Raw genomic sequence first — 23,914 nt, forward strand, 5'->3', positions numbered from 1 at the left:
CTCAGTCCTCTTCCTTCGTCCCCGAACCTTCGGCTGCGGCGGTCCGCTCTGCGTGTCTGCTGTTCTCGTGGGTGCGGGTGACCCGCACGTGCGTGATTCGGTGGCGTCGGCCCTGGCCCTCCATGGCTTCGATCTCGAGGCCCTCGATCGACGCATGCGAGCCGTCGATGGGCACGCGGTCGATGAGCTTCGAGAGCAGTCCGCCGACGCTGTTGACATCGTCTTCGTCGATGCGCACATCGAAGTATTCGGCGAAGTCGGAGATCGACATGCGGGTGCTGATGATGAACGATCCGTCCTCGGCGGCGACGAGTTCGTCATCGCCGTTGTCGTATTCGTCTTCGATCTCGCCGACGATCTCTTCGACGATGTCCTCGATGGTCACCAGCCCTGCGGTGCCGCCGTATTCGTCGATGAGGATCGCCAGATGCGTCGAATCCAGCTGCATCTGCCGCAGCAGGTCATCGGCCGGCTTCGTCTCCGGGACGAACAGGACGGTGCGGGCCAGGTTGCCCACGGGACGGTCGGCCTCCTCGGGGTGGAGGTGGAGGCGGCGGGCGACGTCCTTGAGGTAGGCGACTCCGCGGACGTCGTCGAGGTCCTCCCCGCAGACGGGGATGCGGGAGAAGCCGGAGCGGAAGAACAGGTTCATCGCCTTCTGCAGGCTCACGTCCGCATCGACGGTGATGAGGTCGGTGCGCGGCACCATGACCTCGTTCGCCGAGGTGTCGGAGAGGTTGAACACCGACTGGATCATCTCGCGTTCGCCGTCTTCGATGATGTCGGATTCGCTCGCCCGCTCGACGAGATCGCGCAGCTGTTCGGAGGTCACGAACGGACCGTCCTTGTACACCTGGTCCGGTGTGAGCAGATTGCCGAGCACGACGAGGATGCGGGTGAGCGGTTTGAGCGCGACGAGGACGATGCGCACGACCCAGCTGAGGTTGAGGCTGACGGCCAGCGATCGGCGCTTGCCGATCGTACGTGGGGAGACTCCGGCGATGATGAAGACCGCTACCGAGGCGGTGATCACCGTGAGGAAGACCATGAGCGGTCCCACGGAGTAGTAGGAGTCGTAGGCCAGGGCGATGAACACCGTGGCGAGTGCTTCGAGGAAGTTGCGGACGAAGATGATGACGTTGATGTTCGTCGGCAGGTCCGCGAGGATCCGCTCGACACGCACCGCTGAGCGTTTGCCGTCCTCCTTCGCCTCTTCGACCGCATGGTGGGAGACGTTGAGCAGCGCGGCATCCACGGCGGAGAGGGTGGCTGCGATGATGAGGCACAGTGCCGCCCCGAGGAAGAACATGAACACGATCAGACCTCGGTGGGGGTGGGAATGTCGGTGCGACCGTCATAGCGGGCCGCGAAGAAGGTCAGCAGCAGATGCCGCTGGAGAGCGAACATCTCTTCGCGCGCTTCGGGCTCACCGTGGTCGTAGCCGAGCAGGTGGAGGAATCCGTGGACGGTCAGCAGCAGGACCTCGTCCATCGTCGAATGACCGGCCGCCCGGGCCTGCGCCTCGGCGACCTCGGGGCAGATGATGATATCGCCCATCTGACCTTCGGTCGGCTTCTCCGGCTCGCCCTGGTGAAGCTGATCCATGGGAAAGGACATCACATCGGTCGGACCTTCGAGGTCCATCCAGGTGACGTGGAGTTCGGACATGGCCGCTGAGTCGACCATGGTCACGGCCAGCTCCGCACCGGGGTGCATATGCAGGGCTTCGCCGAGATACTCGGTCAGGGCCACGACTTCGTCGAGGTCCACCTCGGCGTCGGTCTCGTTGAGGATCTCGGTGTTCATTCGGCATTCCCCCACAGGTCGTAGGCTTCGACGATCTTCGTCACCAGCGAATGCCGGACGACGTCCTTGCTGCCCAGTTCGCAGAACTGCAGGTCCTCGATTCCGTCGAGGATGTCGCGGACGACCTTGAGTCCGCTGCGGGTCTTGCCCGGCAGGTCGATCTGGGAGATGTCACCGGTGACGACCATGCGTGATCCGAAGCCGAGGCGCGTGAGGAACATCTTCATCTGCTCGGCCGTCGTGTTCTGTGCTTCGTCGAGGATGATGAACGCGTCGTTGAGGGTGCGCCCGCGCATATAGGCCAGGGGCGCGACCTCGATCGTTCCGGTCTCGATGAGCAGCGGGATCGATTCGGGGTCGACCATGTCGTGCAGGGCGTCATAGAGCGGACGCACATACGGGTCGATCTTGTCGTTGAGCGTGCCCGGCAGGTAGCCCAGGGACTCCCCGGCTTCGACGGCCGGCCGGGTGAGGATGATCCGTGAGACCTCTTTGTGCTGGAGGGCGTTGACGGCCATGGCCATCGCCAGGTAGGTCTTGCCGGTTCCGGCCGGACCGATGCCGAAGGTGATCGTGTGGTTGCGGATGGCCCTGACGTAGTCGTGCTGGCCCATCGTCTTCGGACGGATCGACTTTCCCCTGGTGGAGAGGATGTTCGTGCCCAGCACCGCCGAGGCGGCCGCTCCCTCGGAGGAGAACGTCGTGACCCTCTCGATCGTCTCTTCGTTGATGCGATGGCCGGCCGCGTGGAGTTTCTTGAGTTCCCCGATGACGCTGACGAAGGCTTCGACGCGTGACGACTCGCCGGTGACCTGGACCTGGTTGGCCCGGACGTGGATGTCGAGGTCGGCGAAGGTCTTCTCCAGGGCACGCAGATTCGTTTCTCCGGGGCCGAAGAATGCGACGAGGTCGATGGAGTCGGGGATGACCAGTCGCACGGTGTCACGATCGGCACCTTGGGTGTCCGTCACGGCGTCATCGGCTGCGGCACCGTCGCCGGTTGCGCCGGTGTCCGAGTCGGTGGGGTTCATGGAGTTCGAGTTCGGTGGGGTGATGTCCAGAATGTTCCTTTGCAAGTGAGCGCACCGTCACCGGCAGCGCCTGAATGTGCTTCCATCCTAGTCCGATGCCTCACCAACGGCCCAATGAATTCTGGGCCAGGACGAGGCCGGCGGGTCCCGCCGATGACGAGCGCAGGATCGTCGGTCCCAGCAGCACCGGGGTTGCTCCACAGCCGGTCAGGGCGGCGAGTTCGCCGTCGCTGATGCCGCCCTCGGGGCCGACGACGAAGACGATGCGCTCCGGCAGCTGTGCCGAGTCGTTCGCGATCAGGTCGTTCAGTGCTTCGGAGAGCCTGCGCTGAGCGGTTTCGTGGAGGACGAAGACGGCATCGGCGTCGTTGAGGGTCTTGGCCAGGGCGGCTCCGCGGACGAGGTCGTGGAGGATGGGAAATCGTGCTCGTCTGGCCTGCAGGGAGGCCGCGCCGAGGAGGTTCTCCCATTTCGCGGCCATCTTCTCCCGCTTCTTGGCCGGCCAGTCGGCGATCGAGCGTTCGGCGGCCCAGGGAATGACGTCGTCGACGCCGATCTCCGTGGCCGTTTCGATGGCCTGCAGGTCCCGGTCGCCCTTAGCCAGTGCTTGGACGAGGACGAGGCGCGGGCCCGTGCGCTCCTCGACCGCCACCTCGGCGACGTCGATCGTCAGCTCGTTCGCCGAGGCGGCCGTGACGGTTCCGCGCACACGTGTGCCTTCTCCGTCGACGATGTCGATATCCTCGCCGGGACCGATCCGACGCACCCGCACCGCATGCCCGGCCACGTCCTCACCGAGGGTGAGGGCGGACCCGACGACCGCCTCGGCGGCGGTGGCGGAGCGGAAGACGGGAAGACTCACCGACCGGCGAACCTCTCACGCATGCGGGAGAACATTCCGCGGTTCTCGGTCGAGATCTGGGCGCGCGGTGTCTCTTCTCCGCGCAGTTCGGCGAGTTTCTCGAGCAGTTCGCGCTGTTCGTCGTCGAGTTTGTCCGGGGTGAGGACGTCGACGGTGATGAGCAGGTCGCCGCGGGTCTCCGAACGCAGGCGGGACGCTCCGAGTCCCGGAAGTTTGACGATGGTGCCGGACTGGGTGCCGGCGGCGATGGTGAGGTCCTGGGTGCCGTCGAAGGTCTCGAACGGGATGGTCGCGCCCAACGTCGCTGCGGTCATCGGCACGGAGACGGCGGCCCGGAGGTTGTCGCCGTCGCGCTGGAAGACCTCGTGGCGGGTGACCATGACCTCGACGAACAGGTCACCGGCGGGTCCACCTCCGGGGCCGACCTCACCCTGGCTGCTCAGCTGGATGCGGGTGCCGTCGGAGACGCCGGCGGGGATCCGGATCTTCATGGTCCGCTGTTTGCGCACGCGTCCGTCGCCCTGGCAGTTGAGGCAGGGGTTCGGGATGACGGTGCCGAAGCCGTGGCAGGAGTTGCAGGTCTGGTTCGTGACCATCTGCCCCAGCAGGGTCCGGGTCATGCGCTGGACGCTGCCGGCTCCGTGGCACAGCGAGCAGGTCTCGATCTTCGTGCCTTCCTGCGTGCCGGCGCCCGAACAGGTGTCGCAGACGACCGCAGTGGTGACGTCGAGGTCGACGGTGCCGCCGAAGGCCGCGGTCTTCAGGTCGATATTGACGCCGACGAGGGCATCCTTGCCGCGCTGGGTGCGCGGGATCGGGCCTCCGGCCTGACCGCCGCCACCGCCGAAGAAGGTCTCGAAGATGTCGCCGAATCCGCCGAATCCTCCACCAGCCGGGAAGCCCTGACCGTTCTCGCCGCCGCCCATATCGTAGTTGCGGCGCTTCTCCGGGTCGGAGAGCACATCGTAGGCCAGTGAGATGGCTTTGAATTCGTCTTCGTGACCGGGATTGACGTCCGGGTGGTACTTGCGTGCCAGCTTCCGGTACGACGACTTGATCTCAGCCGCGGAAGCGTCTTTGGACACTCCGAGTGTTTCATAGTGATCGGCCACAGAAACTTCTCTCTCCCTGACGTAGTGGTCTTCTCTGTTCGTGGTGGTGGCTGCGCCCTTGCGCGGTGCTCACCGGTTCTGCGCTTCCCGCCTGCGGGCGTCCCTGTTCGCCGTCAAGGGGCCTACCCTTGGTCGAGGATCGAGGACACGTATTTGGCGACGGCACGGACTGCCGAGATCGTCGTCGGATAGTCCATTCGGGTCGGGCCGAGCACTGCCAGTCTGGCCGAGGAACCCGCGTCATGACCATATTCGGCGGCGACGACGGAAGTCGAGCTGAATGATTCGTGAGTATTCTCACGCCCGATGCGCACGCTGATCTCCTCGTGGTCTTCGGCCATCGAGGTGAGCAGCTTGAGCAGGACGACCTGTTCTTCGAACGCTTCGAGGATCGGGGCCATCTTCTCTCCGAATTCGCTTCCGGAGCGGGCGAGGTTCGCTGTGCCGGCCATGATGATGCGCTCTTCCCGCGTCGCGGCGACGAGGTCGACGACGGCGGCCCTGACCTGTTTGAGTCCGGAGTCGTCACGAGCGGCCGGCTCACTCGGTTCGGTGGCGGTCGCCTCGGCGGCGGGGGCCGATCCGAAGACCTGCGCGAGTGTGCGTCCGGCGAATTCGGCGTTGATCTGGTCGCGCAGTCCGCGGACGGCGTCTTCGTCGAGCGGGCTCGGGACGATCACGGTCTTCTGCTCGACCTGGCCGGCGTCGGTGATGAGGACGACGAGGATCCGGCCGGGTCCGAGTCCGACGATCTCGATGTGCTTGATGCGCGCCCGCGACACCGTCGGGTATTGGATGAGCGCGACCTGTCGGGTGAGGCCGGAGAGGACGCGGACGGTGCGGTCGAGCATCTCGTCGAGATCGACGTCGCCGTCGATGAGTTGGAAGATCGCGCGCCGCTCGGCGGTGGTCAGCGGTTTGAACTCATCGATCCGGTCGACGAACATCCGGTAGCCGAGGTCGGTGGGGATCCGTCCGGCAGAGGTGTGGGGCTGGGCTATATAGCCCTCTTGTTCGAGCGCGGCCATATCGTTGCGGATCGTGGCGGGAGAGACGCCGAGGGTGTGGCGCTGGACGATCGCCTTCGATCCCACGGGTTCGTTGGTGGCGACGAAGTCCTCGACGATGGCGCGCAGCACCTGTGCACGTCTGCTGTCGTTCATCGCGGATCTCCTCTCCGTCTCGCCGATCCATCGCGGTCCCGTGCCTGCGCTTGGCACTCTGTGAGCCTGAGTGCCAATTCTACGCCTCTCGTTCCCGGAATTCATTTCTGGGGTGACCTGCGGGTCTGCACGACTGCGGGACCGTCCTTGATTATGGTGGGTGCCCGTGAATGCTTTTGATCGATATGGCCCCGATGTGCTCTCCGGCTCCTCCCCGTCATCGCACCGTCCGAAGAAGTCCCGCCAGGTCGAGCTCGGCCTGGGCATGGTTCTCGAAGATGCGATGAGCGGCTATGTGGGTGCTGTCGTCGGCGCGGAGAAGACCACGGCCGGTGTCGTCGTCAAGCTCGAAGATCGCGTCGGCAAGGTGCGTGCCTTTCCCCTGGGACCGGGCTTCCTCCTCGAGGGCCGGCCCGTCGATGTGCAGCTGCCGAAGAAGAAGGCGCAGCAGCCCGGCAGGACGGCGTCGGGGTCTCGCGCCGTGGTCGGCGCGAAGGCTCGGGTGGCTCGTGGGTCGCGGATCTGGGTCGAGGGCAAGCACGACGCCGAACTCGTCGAGAAGATCTGGGGCGATGATCTGCGCATCGAAGGCGTCGTCGTCGAACCCCTGGGCGGTCTCGATGATGTCGCCGACAAGCTCGAGGCCTTCGGTCCGGATCGGGACCATCGAGTCGGTGTCCTCGCCGACCATCTGGTGAGTGGGACCAAGGAATCGAAGATCGCCGAGGCGGTCCGTGCCGATCCGCGCTACCGCGATGTCGTCCACATCATCGGTCACCCGTACGTCGATATCTGGCAAGCGGTGAAACCCCATGTCGTCGGCATCCGCGAATGGCCGGTCGTCCCTCGCGGTGAGGATTGGAAGTCGGGAATCCTCCGTCGCATCGGATGGCCGCATGCTGACCATCGGGACGTTGCCCGCGGGTGGGTGCGCATCCTCGGGAAGGTGAGCACCATCGCCGATGTCGAACCGACGCTGTCGGGTCGAGTCGAGGAGCTCATCGACTTCGTCACCGTCGGCTGAGTGACTTCGGTCGTGCGGCGCGGTGGAGCGTCGTGGTCACGCGGATCTGTCGGCATGTGCCGACGGCGTGTGCCGAATCTGTCACAGGAGTGAGGCTTTCCCGACATCATCGGGACACTTGGCTCGGCTAGTGTGAATGGCAAGCGTTTCTCGAAAGGATCCCCATGTCGTATCACCCCGAGCAGCCGGGCAGCCGGCCGATGCCGCCGAACTACTCTCAGGCCTCTGGTCCGCAGCAGCACTACGCGCCGCAGAGCCAACAGTATTCTCAGCCGCAGACGCACAGCGGTCAGCCGGGCTACGGTGGGCAGTCGGGGTATGGTTCGCAGCAGGCGTTCGGCGCTCAGCCGGGATACAGCGGTCAGCCGGGCTACGGGGGCCAGCCGGGATATGGCGCGCAGCCGGGCTACGGTATGCCGCAGATGCACAACCCGGCGATGTTCGACTCCCGCTCCCTGCCGGAGCAGGCCTACGGACCCGGCTCCGAGCAGTTCTGGATGGCCCACGAACCCGACCGGACCACGGCACTGTGGACCCACCTCGGCTCGCTCATCTTCGGCTTCATGCCGCTCATCATGTTCCTTGTGAAGAAGGACGAATCGCCGTTCGTCCGCGAGCACTCACGTCAGGGTCTCAACGCGATGATCACGAACACGATCGTCACCTTCGGTGCGCTCTTCGTCTTCGGCTTCGTCGGTTTCATCCTGGCACTGGTGACCTTCGGGATCGGCATCATCGTCATGTATGCGGCGTTCATCGTCCCGCTCGTCTACTGCGTCTTCTACATCATCGCGGCCGTCGCCGCGAACAAGGGCGAGGGCTACAAGTTCCCGCTCACCATCAATTTCGTAAAATGACCATTCCCGCTCGCCCCGGACGCTCCGGGTCAACCCGGACTCTCTGGGTTAGTGTGGAGTGATCGCACACTCTGAAGGGACTCTCATGTCGGACAACCCCCAGCAGCCGAACAACGGACAGTCACAGCCGATGCCTCCGAACTATTCCCCGCAGTCGGGCTCGCAGCAGCCGTACACCCAGCAGCCACAGCAGGGTTCGCAGCCGCAGCAGAGTGGTCAGGCCCAGTACGGCTCACAGCCGCAGACCCCTCAGCAGCAGTATGGTTCCCAGCCGGGCTACGGTTCACAGCAGGCGGGTGGCGCCCAGCAGCCGTACGGATCTCAGCAGCAGAATCCGGCCTACGGATCTCAGCAGGCCTACAGCGCTCCGCAGGGACACCCTCAGCCCGGTTACGGATTCCAGGGAGCATCCTCGGCGCAGTCGGCTGCCGCCGGAGTGCCCATGGGGGCCGAACTGCCGGATGCGGCCTACGGCCCCAATTCGCTCGGCTTCTGGAACGCCGATCAGAGCGAGCGGACGACCGCACTGTGGTCGCACCTCGCACACGCCGCCACCTACGTCGTCGGTGTCGGCTGGATCGTCACGCTCATCCTCTTCATCATCAACAAGGACAAGTCGCCGTTCCTCCGCCATCATGGCGCACAGTCGCTGAACCTGCTGATCATCGGCGTCATCGCGGGGTTCGGCATCGGGCTGATCGGCGGAATCCTCACGATCGTCGGAATCGGCTTCCTCATCCTCCTGCTCCTGCCGGTGCTCTCGATCTACATGATCGTCATCGAGATCATCGCCGGCATGGCGGCCAATCGCGGTGAAGGCTACCGCATTCCGATGACCCCGAACTGGATCAAGTGATCTGACGCGCAGTGACAGCCTCACCCCGGCAGATTCGCTGAGCAGCTCGCCCCGCCACTCGTTCCCGAATGGCGGGGCGAGTCTCATTCATACATATTCGGTGAGGATGCGCACCATATAGTCGGCCATGAGACGTCCCTGCAGAGTCGGTTGGAACCAGCCGGCCGCGGCGCCATCGGCGTCGAGCAGATCCTGCCTGACGAAGGTTCTGATCGCCTGCTCGCTGCCTGAGGCCAGAGAATCCAGACGCAGCTCGCGGTCGATCCTGGCCGCCAGCATGATCCGTTCGATCTCCCGGGTCTGATCGTCGAGGACCTCACGACCGATCGACGGGGACTCCCCCGCCAACAGCCGATCGGCCCAGGCACGGGGGTGCTTGGCATTCCAGAATCGCACACCTCCGACGTGTGAGTGGGCACCGGGCCCGAATCCCCACCAGTCGGCATTGCGCCAATAGGCCATATTGTGCTCACAGCGGGTCTCGGGACCGGTCGACCAGTTGCTCACTTCGTACCAGTGCAGACCGGCAGCGGAGATCGCTGCGTCGGCGATCTCGTATTTGTCGGCCAGGTCATCCTCATCAGGCATCGGCAGTTCGCCGCGGCGAACCATCGCGCCCATCTTCGTTCCCGGCTCGACGATGAGGGAATATGCCGAGATGTGATCGACCTCGTTGGACAGGGCCACGTCGAGAGAACGACGCCAATCGTCGATCGACTCCCCCGGGGTGCCGTAGATGAGGTCCAGGCTGAGTTCGAGGTCGGCGTTCTTGACCCAGCGGGCCACCTCGGGGATCTTCTCCGGATCGTGGGTGCGGTCCAAGGTCGCGAGCACGTGCGGCACGGCCGACTGCATGCCCATGGAGATGCGGTTGAAACCGGCTCCGGCGAGGGTCGCGATGTAGGCGGGGTCCAAGGTGTCGGGGTTGGCTTCGGTGGTGACTTCGACATTCTCGGCCAGGCGGAAGCGGGCGCGGACATCGTCCATCACCGCGGCGAGCACATCCGCTGCGAGCAAGGTCGGGGTGCCCCCGCCGAAGAAGATCGTCGAGACCTCACGGTCGCCGGCCCCCGCCTCGGCGAGGGTGGACACGGACAGATCGAGCTCACGGGCGAGATTGCTGCGGTAGTCCTCGCGGGGCGCGCCCGGGCCGAGGTCGTCGGCGGTATAGGTGTTGAAGTCACAATAGCCGCAGCGGACCCGGCAGTACGGGACGTGGATGTAGAGGCTCAGCCCCCGCTCGGCGGCCCCGATCCCCACCGATGTCGGCAGCGAACCGTCGCGCGGAGGGACTTCACCGGTCGGTTGTGCGGGCACTTACTTCTTGCTGTCCTTCGTCTCCGGCTCGTCGGAGGACAGGGCCGCGATGAACGCCTCCTGCGGAACCTCGACGGTGCCGACCATCTTCATCCGCTTCTTGCCTTCCTTCTGCTTCTCGAGCAGCTTGCGCTTACGGCTGATATCGCCGCCGTAGCACTTCGAAAGGACGTCCTTGCGGATGGCGCGGATGGTCTCGCGGGCGATGATGCGTGAGCCGATGGCCGCCTGGATGGGCACCTCGAACTGCTGACGCGGGATGAGCTTGCGCAGCTTCCCGGCCATCGCCACACCGTAGGAGTAGGCGTTGTCGCGGTGGACGATCGCGGAGAACGCATCGACCTGGTCGCCGTGCAGCAGGATGTCGACCTTGACGAGGTCGGAGGCGTCCTGGCCGTCATCGGAGTAGTCGAGGGAGGCGTAGCCCTTGGTCCGGGACTTCAGCTGATCGAAGAAGTCGAAGACGATCTCGGCCAGCGGCAGGCGATAGCGGATCTCCACACGATCCGAGGACAGGTAGTCCATGCCCTGGAGTTTGCCGCGGCGATCCTGGCACAGTTCCATGACCGCGCCGATGTAGTCGCTGGGGGTGAGGATGGTCGCCTGCACCATCGGTTCGCGGACTTCCTTGATCTTGCCCGTCGGGTACTCGCTCGGGTTCGTCACCACGGTCTCCGAACCGTCTTCCATGGTCACGTCGTAGATCACGGACGGGGCGGTGGAGATGAGGTCGAGATCGAACTCCCGTTCCAGGCGGTCGCGCAGGACTTCGAGGTGGAGGAGACCGAGGAATCCGCAGCGGAAGCCGAAGCCCAGCGCCGTCGAGGTCTCGGGTTCGTAGGCGAGAGAGGCGTCGTTGAGTTTGAGCTTGTCCAGCGCGTCGCGCAGCACCGGGTAATCGGACCCGTCGATCGGGAAGAGTCCGGAGAACACCATCGGTTTGGGCTCCCGGTAACCGCCGAGGGCCTCTGTTGCGGGCCCTGCGGCGGCGGTGACGGTGTCGCCGACCTTCGACAGGCGCACATCCTTGACACCGGTGATGAGGTAGCCGACCTCACCGACGCCCAGCCCCTTCGTCGCCTTGGGCTCGGGCATGGAAGCGCCGATCTCCAGCAGCTCATGGGTGGTGCCGGTCGACATCATCTCGATCTTCTCGCGCGGGGACAGAGAGCCGTCGATGACGCGGACATAGGTGACCACACCGCGGTAGGTGTCGTAGACGGAGTCGAAGATCATCGCGCGGGCCGGGGCATCGGCATCGCCGACGGGCGCGGGGATATCGGTGATGATGCGGTCGAGGACCTCCTCGACGCCTTCGCCGGTCTTGCCGGACACGAGCAGGCAGTCCTCGGGTTCGCAGCCGATGAGGTTGGCGAGCTCTTCGGCGTACTTCTCCGGCTGTGCAGCCGGCAGATCGATCTTGTTGAGCACGGGAATGATCGTCAGATCGTTCTCCATGGCCAGGTACAGGTTGGCCAGCGTCTGGGCTTCGATGCCCTGAGCGGAGTCGACGAGCAGCAGGGCACCCTCGCAGGCGGCCAGGGACCGCGAGACCTCATAGCTGAAGTCGACGTGGCCGGGAGTGTCGATCATGTTGAGCGCGTACGGGGTGTCCTCGTGTTCCCACGGCATGCGCACAGCCTGGGATTTGATGGTGATTCCGCGTTCGCGTTCGATGTCCATCCGGTCGAGGTACTGGGCACGCATATCGCGGTTCTCGACGACGCCGGTCATCTGGAGCATGCGGTCGGCCAGGGTCGATTTGCCGTGGTCGATATGAGCGATGATGCAGAAATTGCGAATCAGCTCGGGTGAGGTGGCAGACGGTGAGATCCGCTTTGCAGCTTCCTTATTCACCTGAGGTGACATGAACGCCCTTTCTTTGACAGACCAGGTCCCCAGACAGACCGGATCCCCCATTGTTTCATGACTTGCGCGCGGACCTGGAATCCACGGGAAAGCAGGTCGTGATCGTCCGTGTCTTTCGCGATTCGCCCTCGCCGAACGGTGCCGATCGGGGAAGATGGTCTCATGAGCGAATTCCGGGTCATGAGCTTCAACCTCCGCTATCCCGCGATGGACGGTCATCCGGTGTCCGAGCGACTGCCCATCGCTGCCGACCTCATCCGGCGTGCACGTCCGCACCTCATCGGCACCCAGGAGGGCGAACTCGACCAGCTCGAGACGCTCATCAGCCTGCTGCCCGAGGAGTACATCTGGCTCGGAGAGGGCCACTCCGGTGGCAACTCCGGCGAGTTCACAGCCGTGATCCTCGATTCGAAGCGCTTCGACGTGGAAGCGGTGGACATCAGCTGGCTGTCCGAACAGCCCGACACCGTGGCCTCGGAATCGTGGGGAGTCTCGCATGCGCGCACCCTGACGACAGTCGATGTCCGTGACTTCGAATCCGACCGACGTCTGCGTGTGCTCAACACCCACCTCGATCACAAGTCCGAGCGCGCCCGTCTCGAGTCCGGTCGGATCATGGCCGAGACCATCGCCGAGGCGGCCCATCCCTGCGTGGTCACCGGCGACTTCAACGTCGCCACCGGCTCCCCGGTCTACGACTTCTTCTGTACTGAGCTCGGCCTCACCGACACCGCGGCCGAGGTTCCCGGTGAAGACATCGGCACCTTCCACCGCTACAAGGGTCCGAAGGCAGGCGAGCCGCGCATCGACTGGATCCTCACAACCCCGGGCGTGCGTACACTGTCCACGCGCATCGACACGTTCGAGGTCGACGGGAAGTACCCTTCCGACCATTTCCCCGTCGAGGCGGTCCTCGAATTCTCGTGACCGTGACGGCACACAGTTCTTTGCAGCCTGTGCCAGCCGGCTCGTTTAGGCTGGACATATGAATTGGAGATCACTGGTCAATCGGGCCGCGAGAATCGGTGTCCGCGAAGGGCTGCGCTACCTGCGCCAATCGCAGTCGAAGAAGAACTCCGGAGGCGCATCGCAGCCAACGGATGCCAGCCGGCCGAATCCGGCACGGTCCGGCGGTGGAGGTGCCGCCTCGGCGGGTTCTGCCGATCGTTCCGCCTCGAGCGGCCAGGGCGGATCCGGTGCGTATCCCGGCGACTACACGGGCTCGATCACGGTCAGCTACTCCCCCGACCTCGACGGCGGCGCCGATCCAGGCGAAGTCGTCTGGGGGTGGGTCCCCTTCGAGGAGGACCACTCGCAGGGCAAGGATCGACCGTCCCTCGTCGTCGGACGTGACGGCCGATGGGTGCTCGCGCTCATGCTCACCAGCAAGGATCACATCCCCGGCGGCGTCGGCGAGGTCCGGCAGGACCGGCACGCGAAGTGGATGAACATCGGCACCGGGGACTGGGATTCGCAGGGTCGGCCCTCGGAGCTCCGCCTCGATCGCATCATCCGGCTCGATCCCGATTCAATCCGCAGGGAAGGCGCGATCATGCCCCGCGACGTCTTCGACCGGGTGGCCGGGCACATCTCCGGCTGAGCCCCGGCAGACCAGCCGAGCGGAGCCAGCATCTTCCCTGCTCTGCTGGGCGCGCAGGGATTTCCAGCCCGGGACGAGAGCCTGTATCATAGGTGATTGTGTCTTCATCAAGGCGTGTGTCTCGCCGAGGTCGGGTGAAGACGCCGTCGGATTCGATGTCGTCGATGTGTTTCCCCGCGGAGATGATCATGTCGGTTCGATGCGCCCTCACGACCATGTACCACTAACACGAAAGAGTGTTGAAATTGGCTAATATCAAGTCCCAGATCAAGCGGATCAAGACCAACGAAAAGGCTCGTCAGCGCAACAAGGCTGTCCGGTCCGAGGTTCGGTCCTACGTCCGCGTCGTTCGCGAGAACATTGCTGCCGGCAACAAGGAAGAGGCACAGCAGGCTTATGCTGTGGCTGCCCGCAAGCTCGACAAGGCTGTTTCGAAGGGTGTTCTGCACAAGAACAACGCTGCGAACCGCAAGTCGCGCCTGGCCACGCAGATCAACGCTCTCTGAGCGCACGACTGAGGCTATAGCTTCACGGGGTCCGAACCACACGGTTCGGACCCCGTTCTCTTCCCCTATTGCTACTGTGAGTATTGATGGTGGCTGGTCTGGGACTGGCTGGCAGAGTAGGAACTGACCGTCCCATCGATCATCATGACTCTTATTGCTACTGACTCGAACGATGTCCTCGTCGGGATCTGTCTGATGATTGGTGGGCGGTCGGCACCGGCTCGGCCCACATCGATAACTTGATCAGAAGGTTGTCCGTTCCTGACCGAACGTGACTCATCACAGTAGTGTTTCGACGTGACTATCTCCCGGACCGGAGCCGACCGCTTTGACGGTCGGACCTCATCCGCTCTGACACAGGAGAGTCACGAACCGTCATGACTATCATCTCGCATTTATACGCGTTTGTCGTTGGCGTCGACACCCACGCGAAGAACCACGTCTACAGCGTGCTGACCAACACTGGCGAGCACGTCGACACGGCCGCATTCCCGACCACGAAAGCTGGCCTGAAACGGGCCCTGGCGTGGGCTGGCCGCCGTACTCGCGGCGACCTCGATACCCTGTGGGTCATCGAGGGCATCGGCACTTACGGGGCGATCCTGGCCGACCATGTCGCCGACGCAGGCTATACGGTCGCCGAGGCCGCCAGCATGAATGCTCGCGACCGGCACGCCACGGGCAAAGACGACCAGATCGATGCCCGACGGATCGCTGGCACGGTCCTGCCTTTGGACGAGTCACGGCTGCGGTTTCCCCGGCAGGCTGATGGGCCGCGCCAGGGACTGCGGATCCTGGTCAAAGCGCGGGAGTCCATGACCCAGGAGAAGACACGCACCATCAACGCACTCACCGCGCTGTTGCGGACTCATGACCTCGGTATGGATGCGCGTCGGAAACTGTCGGTCGTGAAGATCCAGACGGTGGCGAAGTGGCGGCTCAGGAACGAGGCTGTGGAACTGACCGAGGCTCGTCGGGAAGCCATCCGGTTAGCCAAACGCGTCATCGAACTCGAGGCGGACATCAAGGACTACGCCACCCGGATCGGGGCGATGGTCAAGGACAGTCCAGCTGCGGTGTTGCTGGCTGAGCCGGGGATCGGGCCGATCACCGCGGCTGTGTTCTACCTGGCCTGGTCGCATCATGGGCGGGTGCGTTCCGAGGCAGCGTTCGCGAAGTTGGCGGGGGTCTGCCCGATACCGGCGTCGTCGGGGAACGTGGTGAGGTTTAGGCTTAACCGCAGTGGCGATCGGCGGTTGAATTCTGCGTTGTACATGGTGGCCATCACGCGGCTTTCTCACCAGGAGAAGTCCCAGGCATACATGGCTAAACGGCTTGGTGAGGGGAAGACGAAGAAGGAGACGATCCGGTGCATGAAGCGTCACGTGGCTCGTTCTGTTTATCGGATTCTCGAGGCCACGAAACCGATCGGCCAGGCCGCTTGACAGACATAGAAGGATCCTGACGGCGGCCCAGCAACCTCGCGCGAGGTTGCTGGGCCGCCGTCAGGTAGTAATTAGCGGGTTTTGGCTAGGCGGGCGACTTCTGAGACGAACCATTCGACGGCGTAGACGGGGTCGCGTCCCCCGCCCTTGACGGCCGCATCGGCCTCGGCTGCGGCGATGAGCGACTGGCCGAGCGCCACCTCGTTCCACCGCCTCACCTCCCGGCGCGCCCGATCGACCTGCCACGGAGCCATCTTCAACTCGGAGGCCAGCTCGCCGCTGGTGCCGGAGAACCCCTGCACCTTCGCCATACCGCGCAGCTTCATCGCGACTGCCGCCACCAGCGGGACCGGATCCGACCCGGTCGACAGGGCATGCCTGAGCAGACTGAGTGCGTTCTTCGCGTCTCCGGCGACTGCCGCATCGGCGACCTTGAAGCCGGTGGCTTCGACCCGACCGCCGTAGTACTGGTCGACGACCTCGGCGGTGATCGTGCCCTCGGTGTCTTCGATGAGCTGGTCGACTCCGGCATTGAGTTCGGCGAGATCGGAGCCCAGCGCCGACATGAGCGCGGCCATTCCCGCTTCGTCGATGCGCCGCTTCGCGGTCTTGAACCGTGTCTGCGCGAACTTCGCCCGATCGCTTTCGTTCTTCAGCACCGCCGCGTCGATCCGGGGAAAGCCCGCGGAGTCGAGTTTCTTGATGAGCTTCGCTCCCCGATTGCCGCCGGCGTGCAGCAGCACCACGACGGCGTCATCGTTCGGAGCGTCCAGATAGGCCAAAGCGTCAGCCAGGAAATCCTCCGAGCACTTCTCGACGGCATCGACGACGATGAGCTTCGAAGCAGAGAACAGAGACGGTGAAGCCGCCATCGCCAACTCGCCGGCCTGGTATCCGGCAGCGTCGAATTCGATCTCTTCGGGATCCTGTTTCCGGGCGGCCGATACGATGCGGTCCTTGGCCATGCGCACGAGCACCGATTCGCCACCGGAGATCATGACGACAGGGGCGGGTTTCGCCGAGCTCCACGGGATCAGGGTCTTCTTCACTGCCATGGACCCCAGCCTATCGCGGCTGCCCGACATGACCGGCAAGGCGGACCGACACCCGCCGTCTCATCCCTTGTCCTCCGGACACCTGTGCCCCGTGCTGAATCGCCTCTGGGCGTAGAGCGCAACCGAACCGCAGTGATCGGTGCGCAGCACGGGCACGGGGCCGAAGGAGCGCAGTGACTTCTCACTCGGATGCCCGTAGCTGTTCTCCCCCACCGAGACGATGCCGAGGCCGGGAGCCGCGGCCGCGAAGAATTCGGGTGCCAGATCGGAGGAACCATGGTGCGGTGCGACGAGCACATCCACTGGCCGCACCTGTTGGGCGAGCACATACTGCTCCTCGGCGCCGACGTCGCCGGGCAGGAGAGTGCTCAGACCTTCTTGTTCGACCCGCACCACCAGGGAGTCTTCGTTGCGCAGCTCCTCGTCCTCTGCCGCAGGAACCGAGCGCAGGGGCGGCCACAGCACCTCCAGACTCGCCGCCTCGAAGCTCAGCATCTGACCACGGTGGGTGGGAACCAGCTCGGCACCGGTGTCAGCGATCACGCGCCGGGCCTCGGGAGAGGTCGCGACGTTCGCGGAGACGAACAGCCGGTCAACCTTGCGGCCCCACGTCGTGCCCGCATAGCCGGCGAAATGGTCGGCGTCGAAGTGGGAGACGAACAGATCGAATTCCTCGATCCCGGATTCGTCGAGGCAGGTGTCGATGGGTTTCGGCTCACGCCCCGTATCGACGACAAGGCCCCGACCATCACCGAGGTTGATGATGGCAGCCGAACCCTGACCGACATCGCAGACGAGCACCAGCCAGTCCGCTGCAGGCGGCTTCGCCCGCACCGTGACGATGACGGCGGCCGTGAGCAGGCAGCACACGACGAGGACGGGCAGACCCCAGAGGCGACGCCGCACGAGCATCCACGTACCGGCCACGGCGAGGCCGAGCAGACCGAGCGCCAGCAGCGTTCCGAGCGGCGGCACCGGCCAGTCCATTGCCGCCCCCGGCAGTGCGGCGCAGACTCGGGCGACGAGGACGATCCCCCAGGCCGGGAAGGACCCGATCCACGCCAGCAGGGCAGAGGCGAAGTCGGCTCCGGGCAGACCTGTCGTCGCGATGCCGGTGGCCACGAGGCTGAGGAAGCCCGCCACCGTCGCCGGCATGACCGCCGGTGCGGCCGCGGCGTTGGCAGCCACCGACCACAGTCCGATGCGCGGGTCGATCGCCACGAGCACCGGGGTGCACGCGAGCTGGGCGACGAAGGGCACGATGAGCGCGGTCACGAGCACCGTGGGCAGCAGCGGCAGGTGCACGGCGAGACGACGCAGCAGGATCGGGACGACGAACATGATCGCGGCGGTGGAGACCACGGACAGGACGAACCCCACCGAGGTGGCCAACACCGGCACGAAGGCGAGCAGCAGGCTCGCGGTCGAGCACATGACCGCGACCGGGGAGATCCCACCGCCGCGCAGAAACACGAGTGCCGCCGCAATCGCCATTCCGGCGGCCCGGATGGCGCTGGGTTCGAATCCGACGATGAAGACATAGCCGAGGCAGGTGAGCACTCCGATGCTCACGCGCAGCCGTGGGCCGGCTCGGCAGGCTCCGGCGAGCAGTCCGGCACCGAGGCTGACGATCGTGACGTTGCTGCCCGACACGGCCGAGACGTGGGTGAGGGAGACGACCCGCATATCGTCGACCATTCGGTCGTCCTGGGGCGAGGTGTCACCGACGACGAGTCCGGGCAGCAGCCGTCCGCCGTCGTTGCCGGCGGCGAGAGAATCGATGCGCAGTTCGGTGCGCAGCCGCTCACGCCACTGCCACAGTCGGTTCGGTGCTTCGAGCAGCTGTGGTTCCGTATCGGTCGAACGGATATCGTCGAGGCGCTGAGTGCGCATCCGCACGGTCGCTCCGTCGGCAGCGATTTCGGGACTGAGCACGTGAGTGAATCCGGTGGGGGTGAGCAGCGTCAGGCGCGTCCAGCCGGACGCTCCGGGTTCGCTGTGGCCGACGACGAGCCCCGTGGTCTCGGCCTCATCATCCGGTCCGTGGGCGGCGGCCAGGGCGGTGATCTGGATCGTCAGCAGACAGGTGAAGACGAGCACACCGACACCGAGGTGGTGGTGCCGTCGCAGGATCACGATCCCGAGGAGTCCGAGCACGGGAACGCCGAAGAGCACCCACGGCTCCGGTGACAGGAGTGCGCTGGCCCAGAGGCCGGCGGCACAGCAGAGGAGACGGACGGAGCCCGGCCACAGCGCCACCCGCTCCCGCACCCAGGCAACCGCAGACGCGCACCCATGTCGCAGGGCAATCAGTCTGCGCTCCCACGCCTGCCGCCGAGACCGCCTCGTTCGCAGCCGTGAGTACGCGGCTGCGGGGTCCGGGTCAGCCGACGGTGACAAGGTCTTTGAGGCTTTCGAAGGTCTTCGGCCCGATGCCTTTGACGAGCAGCAGATCATCGACGCTCGCGAACGGCTGCTGGGTGCGGTGGCTGATGATTGCCTCGGCTGTGACGGGTCCGACCCCGGGCAGAGTCTCCAGGGTGGTGGCATCGGCGGTGTTGAGGTCGACCTTCCCCGCCTGACCGGGTGCCCCGCCGTTCGCCTCGGCGGATGAATCTGCGGTTCCCGGCGAACCGCCTCCTCCTCCCGCGCCCGCTCCCCCACTGCCACCCGGACCGGTTCCGTCCTGACCGGTCCCGTTCGCCCCGGTCCCGTTCGCCTCGGCACCGCCGCCGTCAGCCGCCGGTTCTTCGCCTTCTGTCGGGATGTGGATCTGCTCACCGTCGGCAAGCACGCGCGCCAGGTTCACCGCTTCGCCGTCGGCCCCGGCGCTCAGTCCTCCAGCGGCTTCGACGGCGTCTTGGACCCGCGCGCCCGCCTTCAGCGTGACGACGGAGGGGTCGTTGACCGCCCCGGTGATATGGACGATCACCTCCCCGTTCGCATTCGCCGACTTCGCCGAGGCGGCTCCTTCCTGTCCTGCGGCTGTTCCCGCCGTTCCCTCACCGGCTTCGCCCGTTTCACCTCCCTCGCTGGTCGCGGCAGGCGACTGACCGGCTCCTGCACCTTGGCCGGGATCGTCACCGCCGCCCACGGGCGAATGCTGTGGAGCAGGGCGGAAGAGGAAGAAGGCGAGAACGAGGATTCCGACCGTGGCGATGCCGAGAGCTGCCAGCACGGGCAGGCGCACTCGACGGGGCTCGACAGGTTCTTCCTCACCGGCGGTGTCGGCGGTATAGATGTCGCCCGGCACCCAACCGCCGCGCTCGGCACTGGCGCCCAGGAGGCCGGCGAAACGATCATCCGGAGACACAGCCATGGTCCGAGGTTAGGGAGCGCCGGCACGCAGCGGCCAGGGCAGAATCGTCGCCTGTGGACAGAGCTTCTGCGTCCACAGGACGGAGGTGGTCAAGTCACCCGAGAATCCTCAGGCGGGAATGTATGAGTCAGGGTGTGGTCTGCACGGTCACACCGACCGTACCGGGGCCGACGTGTGCGGTGATGATCGTCGACAGCGTCCTGAACGACGAGTCGAATCCGAGCTCGCGCAGCCGTGAGCTCAACAGCTCGGCATCCGCTGTGTCCATCTCCCCTTCGGCGTTCTGGACCTCGACGTGCACGGTGTCCTCGGGGTCGGCCACCTCGGCGGCGGCCTGCGCGGTCAGGGCGACGATCTTCTCCAGGGCTTTGGTGCGAGTGCGCACCCGGGCGAGCGGGACGACGACTCCGGCGCTGAGTCCGAGCACGGGGACGATCTGCAGGGCCCGGCCGAGCAAGGACGACGCGGCGCCGATCCGGCCGCCTCGGCGCAGGTGTTCGAGGCTGCCGGGGGCGAACACGGAACGGGTCTCGGCCGCGCACCAGTCGGCGATGGTTCCGGCGATCGATTCGACGTCGAGTCCCTGCCGGATCCCGGCCACGGCCACGGACAGTGCCCCGGCCAGTCCCGCCGAGGTGGTCCTCGAGTCGACGACATCGACGAGGATGTCCTCGGCTTCGGCGGCCGTGACCGCGGAATCGCGGGTGCCGGAGAGCTCCGCGGACATGGTCACGACGATGATGGCTTCGGCGCCGTTCTCGCGCAGCCCTGCATAGGCGTCGGCGAACTGAGCCGGGGTGGCCATGGACGTGGTGACCTCGACTCCGTCGGTCATCTTCGCGCACAGGTGCCCGGCATCGACCTCACCGTCGGCGAAGGCGACACCGCCGATGAGCACGGTCAGCGGCACCACGGCGAAGAGACCGCCGGTGGCCTCGCTGAGCGCTTCGCGTTCGTCCGCGGAGAGCTGCGCCGTGGAGTCGGTGACCAGCCCGATTCTCATGGACGGCCCAGGGCTCGGTAGGTCCAGCCCGCTGCCCGCCACAGTTCGGGAGTGAGCACATTGCGGCCGTCGACGAGTACTTTCCCACTCACGAGCTCGGCGGTCGCCGCCGGGTCGAGGTCGCGGTATTCGCGCCATTCCGTCAGCAGCAGCACGGCTTGCGCCCCGGTGATCGCCTCGGCGGTGTCGGCGACGTAGTCGAGCTCGGGGAACGACTTCTGCGCATTGCCGATTGCCTGCGGATCGGTGACGGTGACCAGCCCGCCCTGGGTGGCGATGAGCCTGGCCACGGCCAGGGCCGGCGAGTCACGGACGTCATCGCTGTCGGGCTTGAACGCGGCACCGAGGATGGTGATCTTCTTGCCGATGAACGACCCGCCCAGGGCGTCGCGGACGATGTCGACCATCCGCACACGACGGCGCATGTTGATCGAGTCGATCTCCTTGAGGAACGCCACTGCCTGATCGGCGCCGAGCTCTCCGGCCCTGGCCATGAAGGCGCGGATGTCCTTGGGCAGGCATCCGCCGCCGAATCCGAGCCCGGCGTTGAGGAATTTGCGGCCGATCCGGTCATCCATGCCGATCGCATCGGCGAGCTGGGTGACATCGGCTCCCGATGCTTCGCAGAGTTCGGCCATGGCGTTGATGAATGAGATCTTCGTGGCGAGGAACGAGTTCGCGGCGGTCTTGACCAGCTCAGCGGTCGCGAAGTCCGTGATCATCCGGGGCGTGTCCTCGGCGAGGATCGAGGCGTAGACCTCGTCGAGAGTTGCGGCCGCGGCCTGCCCCGGCTCACCGTCGGCGACTCCGTACACGAGACGATTCGGGTGGAGGGTGTCTTCGACGGCATGGCCCTCTCGCAGGAATTCCGGGTTCCACATCATGGCGGCGCCGGTGTCGGCGATGATTCCGGCCAGACGCTCGGCGGTGCCCACGGGAACGGTCGACTTTCCCACAACCACCGACGTCGCAGTCAGGTGCGGATGCAGCGATTCCACGGCCGCATCGACATAAGTGACATCGGCGGCGAACTCACCGGGCTTCTGCGGAGTGCCTACACACACGAAGTGCACGGTGGCGTCGGCGGCGCGGGAGATATCGGTGGTGAATTCGAGTTTTCCGCGCTCCTGAGCCTTCACGAGGAGTTCACTCAGTCCCGGTTCGTAGAAGGGCGGACGGCCGGAGGTCAGGGCCTCGACCTTCTCCGTGTCGACATCGACTCCCGTGACCTCATGGCCCAGAGACGCCATGGCCGCCGCATGGACCGCGCCCAGATATCCGCAACCGATGACTGAAATCTTCAAACCGAGCTCTCCTGGGTATTGGCATGCGTTTTCGACCACACTATATGCCACCCGGTTGCACGATATGTGGAGGTTGAAACAGTAGGCTTGGAATTGTGAAGCGTTTCCTTGATTTCCTCACCAACTCACCGGCGGCTGTGACGTTTGCGGTGCTCACCGTGCTCGGCATCATCGCCTTCGCCATTCCCGGGCTGCACTCTGCAGCCTGGGTCATCGGACTCGTGCTGTGCCTCGGCGTGATCGCCGCACTGCTGATGTTCCACGGCGAATGGCGACGTGCCCAACAGCAGATCGACGCACTGCGCCAGCAGCTCAGCGTCGAACGCGGTCGGATGGACACTCTCGGACTGACCCCGGTGGAGGACAAGGTCGAGCTGCTTCCCGATGAGCGTCGCGCCCGTCGCATCCTCGAGCTCATCCCGGATTCGTCGGGCCTCGTCCAATCCCTGCGACTCGATGCGACCTTCGCCACCGTCGCCGTCGACGAACTCGAACCGCTCACCACCTTCTGTGCCGAGTTCAAGAAGGCCAGCTTCGACAACCCCCGTTCGCACACCGCGTTCATGAACCTCTATCGGGCAGCCGAGGGGCTGTCGATCTGGGTGAAGGAGGAGACCCAGGTCTCCCCCGATGATGCCGGCACTCGTGAGATCCGTCCCGGCGATGCCCGCAAGGACGGCTGGCGCGGTTACACCGAGGCTCAGAGCCGGGGCGAACGCCTCAGCGACGACTTCGTCTCCTCCCGGTGGGAGTTCAACCAGACAGCACTCGAACTCGGACTCGTCTCAGGCACCCCGCCGTTCAACGACTGACATCGTTCGACAGACGACGTTCGATAGCAGATGAGGGCCCTCAGAGATTGAGGGCCCTCATCTGTCTGCCAGGGTTCATCTGCTCGGCTCAGTGCCGGATCCACCAGGAATCGACCGGAGCCACGGGTGTGCGGCGTTTGTGCTCTGAGCGGCGGTACTTCTCGATGAGCGCCGAGGCGGCCGCAGGCTCGATCTCCTTCCCCTCGAGGAAGTCATCGATCTGGTCATAGGTCAGACCCAGCGACGATTCGTCCGTCTGCCCGGGTTCGTCATCGAGCAGATCCGCGGTGGGGACCTTGACGATGAGATGTTCGGGAGCGCCGAGGTGGCGCAGCAGTTCCCGTCCCTGTCGTTTGTTCAGACCTGCCAGGGGGATGACGTCGGCCGCGCCGTCGCCGAACTTCGTGAAGAACCCGGTGACCGCCTCGGCGGCGTGGTCCGTGCCGACGACGAGGGCCTTCTTCTCTCCAGCCAGCTCGAACTGCGCGATCATCCGCATCCGGGCCTTGACGTTGCCCTTGCCGAAATCGGTGATCGGCTCTCCGGTGGCCTTCTCATACTCCTCGGCGGCCGCATTCGTGGCGGCACCGATGTTGATCGCCAGCTCATGGTCGGCGGCGATGAACGACAGAGCATCCTGGGCATCTGACTCATCGGTCTGCACATGATGTGGCAGGCGCACGGCCCAGAACTCTGCATCGGCCCCGCGGCGGCGCAGGTCCTCCACCGCCAGCTGGCAGAGCCTGCCGGCCAGTGTGGAGTCCTGCCCGCCGCTGATGCCGAGCACGAGACCTCTGACCCCGGTGGTGAGCACATAGTCGACGAGGAACTCGACACGGCGGGCGATCTCCGTCGCCGGGTCGATCTGCGGTCGCACGCCGAGGGCGTGCCGAATCTCGTCTTGGACTCTGTCGTTCGTCATGCTCTCACCAGTCGTAGTCGGGGGCGAAGCGCCGTTCGGCGCCTGCACTCA

The 23,914-nt window shown here is 65.3% G+C and carries 22 protein-coding genes; 8 read left to right on the forward strand and 14 right to left on the reverse strand.

Annotation, left to right across the window (positions count from 1 at the left end; translation table 11 throughout):
* Position 1: 1 nt before the first annotated feature.
* From AC3CD9_RS06690 to hrcA, 6 genes are all read right to left on the reverse strand, one after another.
* Complete coding sequence (locus AC3CD9_RS06690) at positions 2-1,309, reverse strand: hemolysin family protein (protein ID WP_488367511.1); 1,308 nt, start codon at positions 1,307-1,309, stop codon at positions 2-4.
* Between the two features lie 8 nt (positions 1,310-1,317).
* Complete coding sequence (gene ybeY / locus AC3CD9_RS06695; RefSeq protein ID WP_172169763.1) at positions 1,318-1,806, reverse strand: rRNA maturation RNase YbeY; 489 nt, start codon at positions 1,804-1,806, stop codon at positions 1,318-1,320.
* Entirely contained in the window at positions 1,803-2,837 is a 1,035-nt protein-coding gene (locus AC3CD9_RS06700) for a PhoH family protein (RefSeq protein WP_488366899.1), read from the reverse strand. Before AC3CD9_RS06700 ends, ybeY begins: the two co-directional genes overlap by 4 nt.
* Positions 2,838-2,937: 100 nt before the next feature.
* Positions 2,938-3,699, reverse strand: a complete 762-nt coding sequence (locus AC3CD9_RS06705) for a 16S rRNA (uracil(1498)-N(3))-methyltransferase (RefSeq protein WP_488366900.1) — start codon at positions 3,697-3,699, stop codon at positions 2,938-2,940.
* Positions 3,696-4,811, reverse strand: coding sequence for a molecular chaperone DnaJ (dnaJ, locus tag AC3CD9_RS06710; protein ID WP_488366901.1), 1,116 nt, complete (start codon positions 4,809-4,811; stop codon positions 3,696-3,698). Before dnaJ ends, AC3CD9_RS06705 begins: the two co-directional genes overlap by 4 nt.
* Positions 4,812-4,933: 122 nt before the next feature.
* A complete protein-coding gene (gene hrcA, locus AC3CD9_RS06715; protein WP_488366902.1) occupies positions 4,934-5,974 on the reverse strand; it encodes a heat-inducible transcriptional repressor HrcA in 1,041 nt (346 codons plus the stop codon).
* 160 nt (positions 5,975-6,134) lie between these two features.
* On the opposite strand from hrcA, the gene AC3CD9_RS06720 reads away from it, so the two are divergent.
* The 3 genes from AC3CD9_RS06720 to AC3CD9_RS06730 all read left to right on the forward strand — a co-directional run bounded on the left by AC3CD9_RS06720 (position 6,135) and on the right by AC3CD9_RS06730 (position 8,711).
* A complete protein-coding gene (locus AC3CD9_RS06720; RefSeq protein WP_488366903.1) occupies positions 6,135-6,998 on the forward strand; it encodes a DUF3097 family protein in 864 nt (287 codons plus the stop codon).
* 164 nt (positions 6,999-7,162) lie between these two features.
* A complete protein-coding gene (locus AC3CD9_RS06725) occupies positions 7,163-7,855 on the forward strand; it encodes a DUF4870 domain-containing protein (RefSeq protein WP_488366905.1) in 693 nt (230 codons plus the stop codon).
* A gap of 85 nt (positions 7,856-7,940) precedes the next feature.
* Entirely contained in the window at positions 7,941-8,711 is a 771-nt protein-coding gene (locus AC3CD9_RS06730; RefSeq protein ID WP_488366906.1) for a DUF4870 domain-containing protein, read from the forward strand.
* Between the two features lie 87 nt (positions 8,712-8,798).
* Here AC3CD9_RS06730 and hemW read toward each other — a convergent pair whose 3' ends face one another.
* Both hemW and lepA read right to left on the reverse strand, forming a co-directional pair.
* Positions 8,799-10,028: a radical SAM family heme chaperone HemW gene (hemW, locus tag AC3CD9_RS06735; RefSeq protein WP_488366907.1), complete on the reverse strand. Its 1,230-nt coding sequence runs from the start codon at positions 10,026-10,028 to the stop codon at positions 8,799-8,801.
* A complete protein-coding gene (gene lepA, locus AC3CD9_RS06740) occupies positions 10,029-11,897 on the reverse strand; it encodes a translation elongation factor 4 (protein WP_101547210.1) in 1,869 nt (622 codons plus the stop codon). It abuts the gene before it with no gap.
* Between the two features lie 162 nt (positions 11,898-12,059).
* On the opposite strand from lepA, the gene AC3CD9_RS06745 reads away from it, so the two are divergent.
* The 4 genes from AC3CD9_RS06745 (at position 12,060) to AC3CD9_RS06760 (ending at position 15,448) form a co-directional block, all read left to right on the forward strand.
* Entirely contained in the window at positions 12,060-12,824 is a 765-nt protein-coding gene (locus AC3CD9_RS06745) for an endonuclease/exonuclease/phosphatase family protein (RefSeq protein WP_488366908.1), read from the forward strand.
* A 58-nt stretch (positions 12,825-12,882) separates the two neighbouring features.
* Positions 12,883-13,497 carry a type II toxin-antitoxin system PemK/MazF family toxin gene (locus tag AC3CD9_RS06750; RefSeq protein WP_488366909.1) on the forward strand — a complete coding sequence of 205 codons (615 nt, stop codon included), beginning with the start codon at positions 12,883-12,885 and terminating at the stop codon, positions 13,495-13,497.
* Positions 13,498-13,742: 245 nt separating this feature from the next.
* On the forward strand, positions 13,743-14,003 hold the full coding sequence (gene rpsT, locus AC3CD9_RS06755; RefSeq protein WP_139467376.1) for a 30S ribosomal protein S20: 261 nt from the start codon (positions 13,743-13,745) through the stop codon (positions 14,001-14,003).
* Between the two features lie 377 nt (positions 14,004-14,380).
* Positions 14,381-15,448: an IS110 family RNA-guided transposase gene (locus AC3CD9_RS06760; protein WP_488364469.1), complete on the forward strand. Its 1,068-nt coding sequence runs from the start codon at positions 14,381-14,383 to the stop codon at positions 15,446-15,448.
* 71 nt (positions 15,449-15,519) lie between these two features.
* Here AC3CD9_RS06760 and holA read toward each other — a convergent pair whose 3' ends face one another.
* The 5 genes from holA to AC3CD9_RS06785 form a co-directional block, all read right to left on the reverse strand.
* On the reverse strand, positions 15,520-16,503 hold the full coding sequence (gene holA / locus AC3CD9_RS06765) for a DNA polymerase III subunit delta (protein WP_488366910.1): 984 nt from the start codon (positions 16,501-16,503) through the stop codon (positions 15,520-15,522).
* 60 nt (positions 16,504-16,563) lie between these two features.
* Positions 16,564-18,762, reverse strand: a complete 2,199-nt coding sequence (locus AC3CD9_RS06770; protein WP_488366911.1) for a ComEC/Rec2 family competence protein — start codon at positions 18,760-18,762, stop codon at positions 16,564-16,566.
* A 124-nt stretch (positions 18,763-18,886) separates the two neighbouring features.
* Positions 18,887-19,822, reverse strand: coding sequence for a ComEA family DNA-binding protein (locus AC3CD9_RS06775; protein WP_488366912.1), 936 nt, complete (start codon positions 19,820-19,822; stop codon positions 18,887-18,889).
* Between the two features lie 127 nt (positions 19,823-19,949).
* Complete coding sequence (locus tag AC3CD9_RS06780; RefSeq protein WP_488366913.1) at positions 19,950-20,825, reverse strand: DegV family protein; 876 nt, start codon at positions 20,823-20,825, stop codon at positions 19,950-19,952.
* Positions 20,822-22,129 (reverse strand): UDP-glucose dehydrogenase family protein, encoded by a 1,308-nt coding sequence (locus AC3CD9_RS06785; RefSeq protein WP_488366914.1) that lies wholly within the window; start codon positions 22,127-22,129, stop codon positions 20,822-20,824. Before AC3CD9_RS06785 ends, AC3CD9_RS06780 begins: the two co-directional genes overlap by 4 nt.
* A gap of 95 nt (positions 22,130-22,224) precedes the next feature.
* Here AC3CD9_RS06785 and AC3CD9_RS06790 point away from each other — a divergent pair, with 95 nt between their 5' ends.
* Positions 22,225-22,941, forward strand: a complete 717-nt coding sequence (locus AC3CD9_RS06790; protein ID WP_488366915.1) for a hypothetical protein — start codon at positions 22,225-22,227, stop codon at positions 22,939-22,941.
* A gap of 88 nt (positions 22,942-23,029) precedes the next feature.
* On the opposite strand, the gene nadE is transcribed toward AC3CD9_RS06790, so the two are convergent.
* On the reverse strand, positions 23,030-23,863 hold the full coding sequence (gene nadE, locus AC3CD9_RS06795) for an NAD(+) synthase (protein ID WP_488366916.1): 834 nt from the start codon (positions 23,861-23,863) through the stop codon (positions 23,030-23,032).
* Between the last annotated feature and the right edge of the window lie 51 nt (positions 23,864-23,914).

The sequence above is a fragment of the Brevibacterium sp. MGP-B1 genome (genome assembly GCF_057766545.1).

Excerpts from the sequence above, each read along its gene's own strand:
- AC3CD9_RS06690 (WP_488367511.1), bottom strand. The coding sequence starts at position 1,309 with ATGTTCTTCCTCGGGGCGGCACTGTGCCTCATCATCGCAGCCACCCTC.
- ybeY (WP_172169763.1), bottom strand. The coding sequence starts at position 1,806 with ATGAACACCGAGATCCTCAACGAGACCGACGCCGAGGTGGACCTCGAC.
- AC3CD9_RS06700 (WP_488366899.1), bottom strand. The coding sequence starts at position 2,837 with ATGAACCCCACCGACTCGGACACCGGCGCAACCGGCGACGGTGCCGCA.
- hrcA (WP_488366902.1), bottom strand. The coding sequence starts at position 5,974 with ATGAACGACAGCAGACGTGCACAGGTGCTGCGCGCCATCGTCGAGGAC.
- AC3CD9_RS06725 (WP_488366905.1), top strand. The coding sequence starts at position 7,163 with ATGTCGTATCACCCCGAGCAGCCGGGCAGCCGGCCGATGCCGCCGAAC.
- AC3CD9_RS06730 (WP_488366906.1), top strand. The coding sequence starts at position 7,941 with ATGTCGGACAACCCCCAGCAGCCGAACAACGGACAGTCACAGCCGATG.
- lepA (WP_101547210.1), bottom strand. The coding sequence starts at position 11,897 with ATGTCACCTCAGGTGAATAAGGAAGCTGCAAAGCGGATCTCACCGTCT.
- AC3CD9_RS06745 (WP_488366908.1), top strand. The coding sequence starts at position 12,060 with ATGAGCGAATTCCGGGTCATGAGCTTCAACCTCCGCTATCCCGCGATG.
- AC3CD9_RS06750 (WP_488366909.1), top strand. The coding sequence starts at position 12,883 with ATGAATTGGAGATCACTGGTCAATCGGGCCGCGAGAATCGGTGTCCGC.
- AC3CD9_RS06760 (WP_488364469.1), top strand. The coding sequence starts at position 14,381 with ATGACTATCATCTCGCATTTATACGCGTTTGTCGTTGGCGTCGACACC.
- holA (WP_488366910.1), bottom strand. The coding sequence starts at position 16,503 with ATGGCAGTGAAGAAGACCCTGATCCCGTGGAGCTCGGCGAAACCCGCC.
- AC3CD9_RS06775 (WP_488366912.1), bottom strand. The coding sequence starts at position 19,822 with ATGGCTGTGTCTCCGGATGATCGTTTCGCCGGCCTCCTGGGCGCCAGT.
- AC3CD9_RS06780 (WP_488366913.1), bottom strand. The coding sequence starts at position 20,825 with ATGAGAATCGGGCTGGTCACCGACTCCACGGCGCAGCTCTCCGCGGAC.
- nadE (WP_488366916.1), bottom strand. The coding sequence starts at position 23,863 with ATGACGAACGACAGAGTCCAAGACGAGATTCGGCACGCCCTCGGCGTG.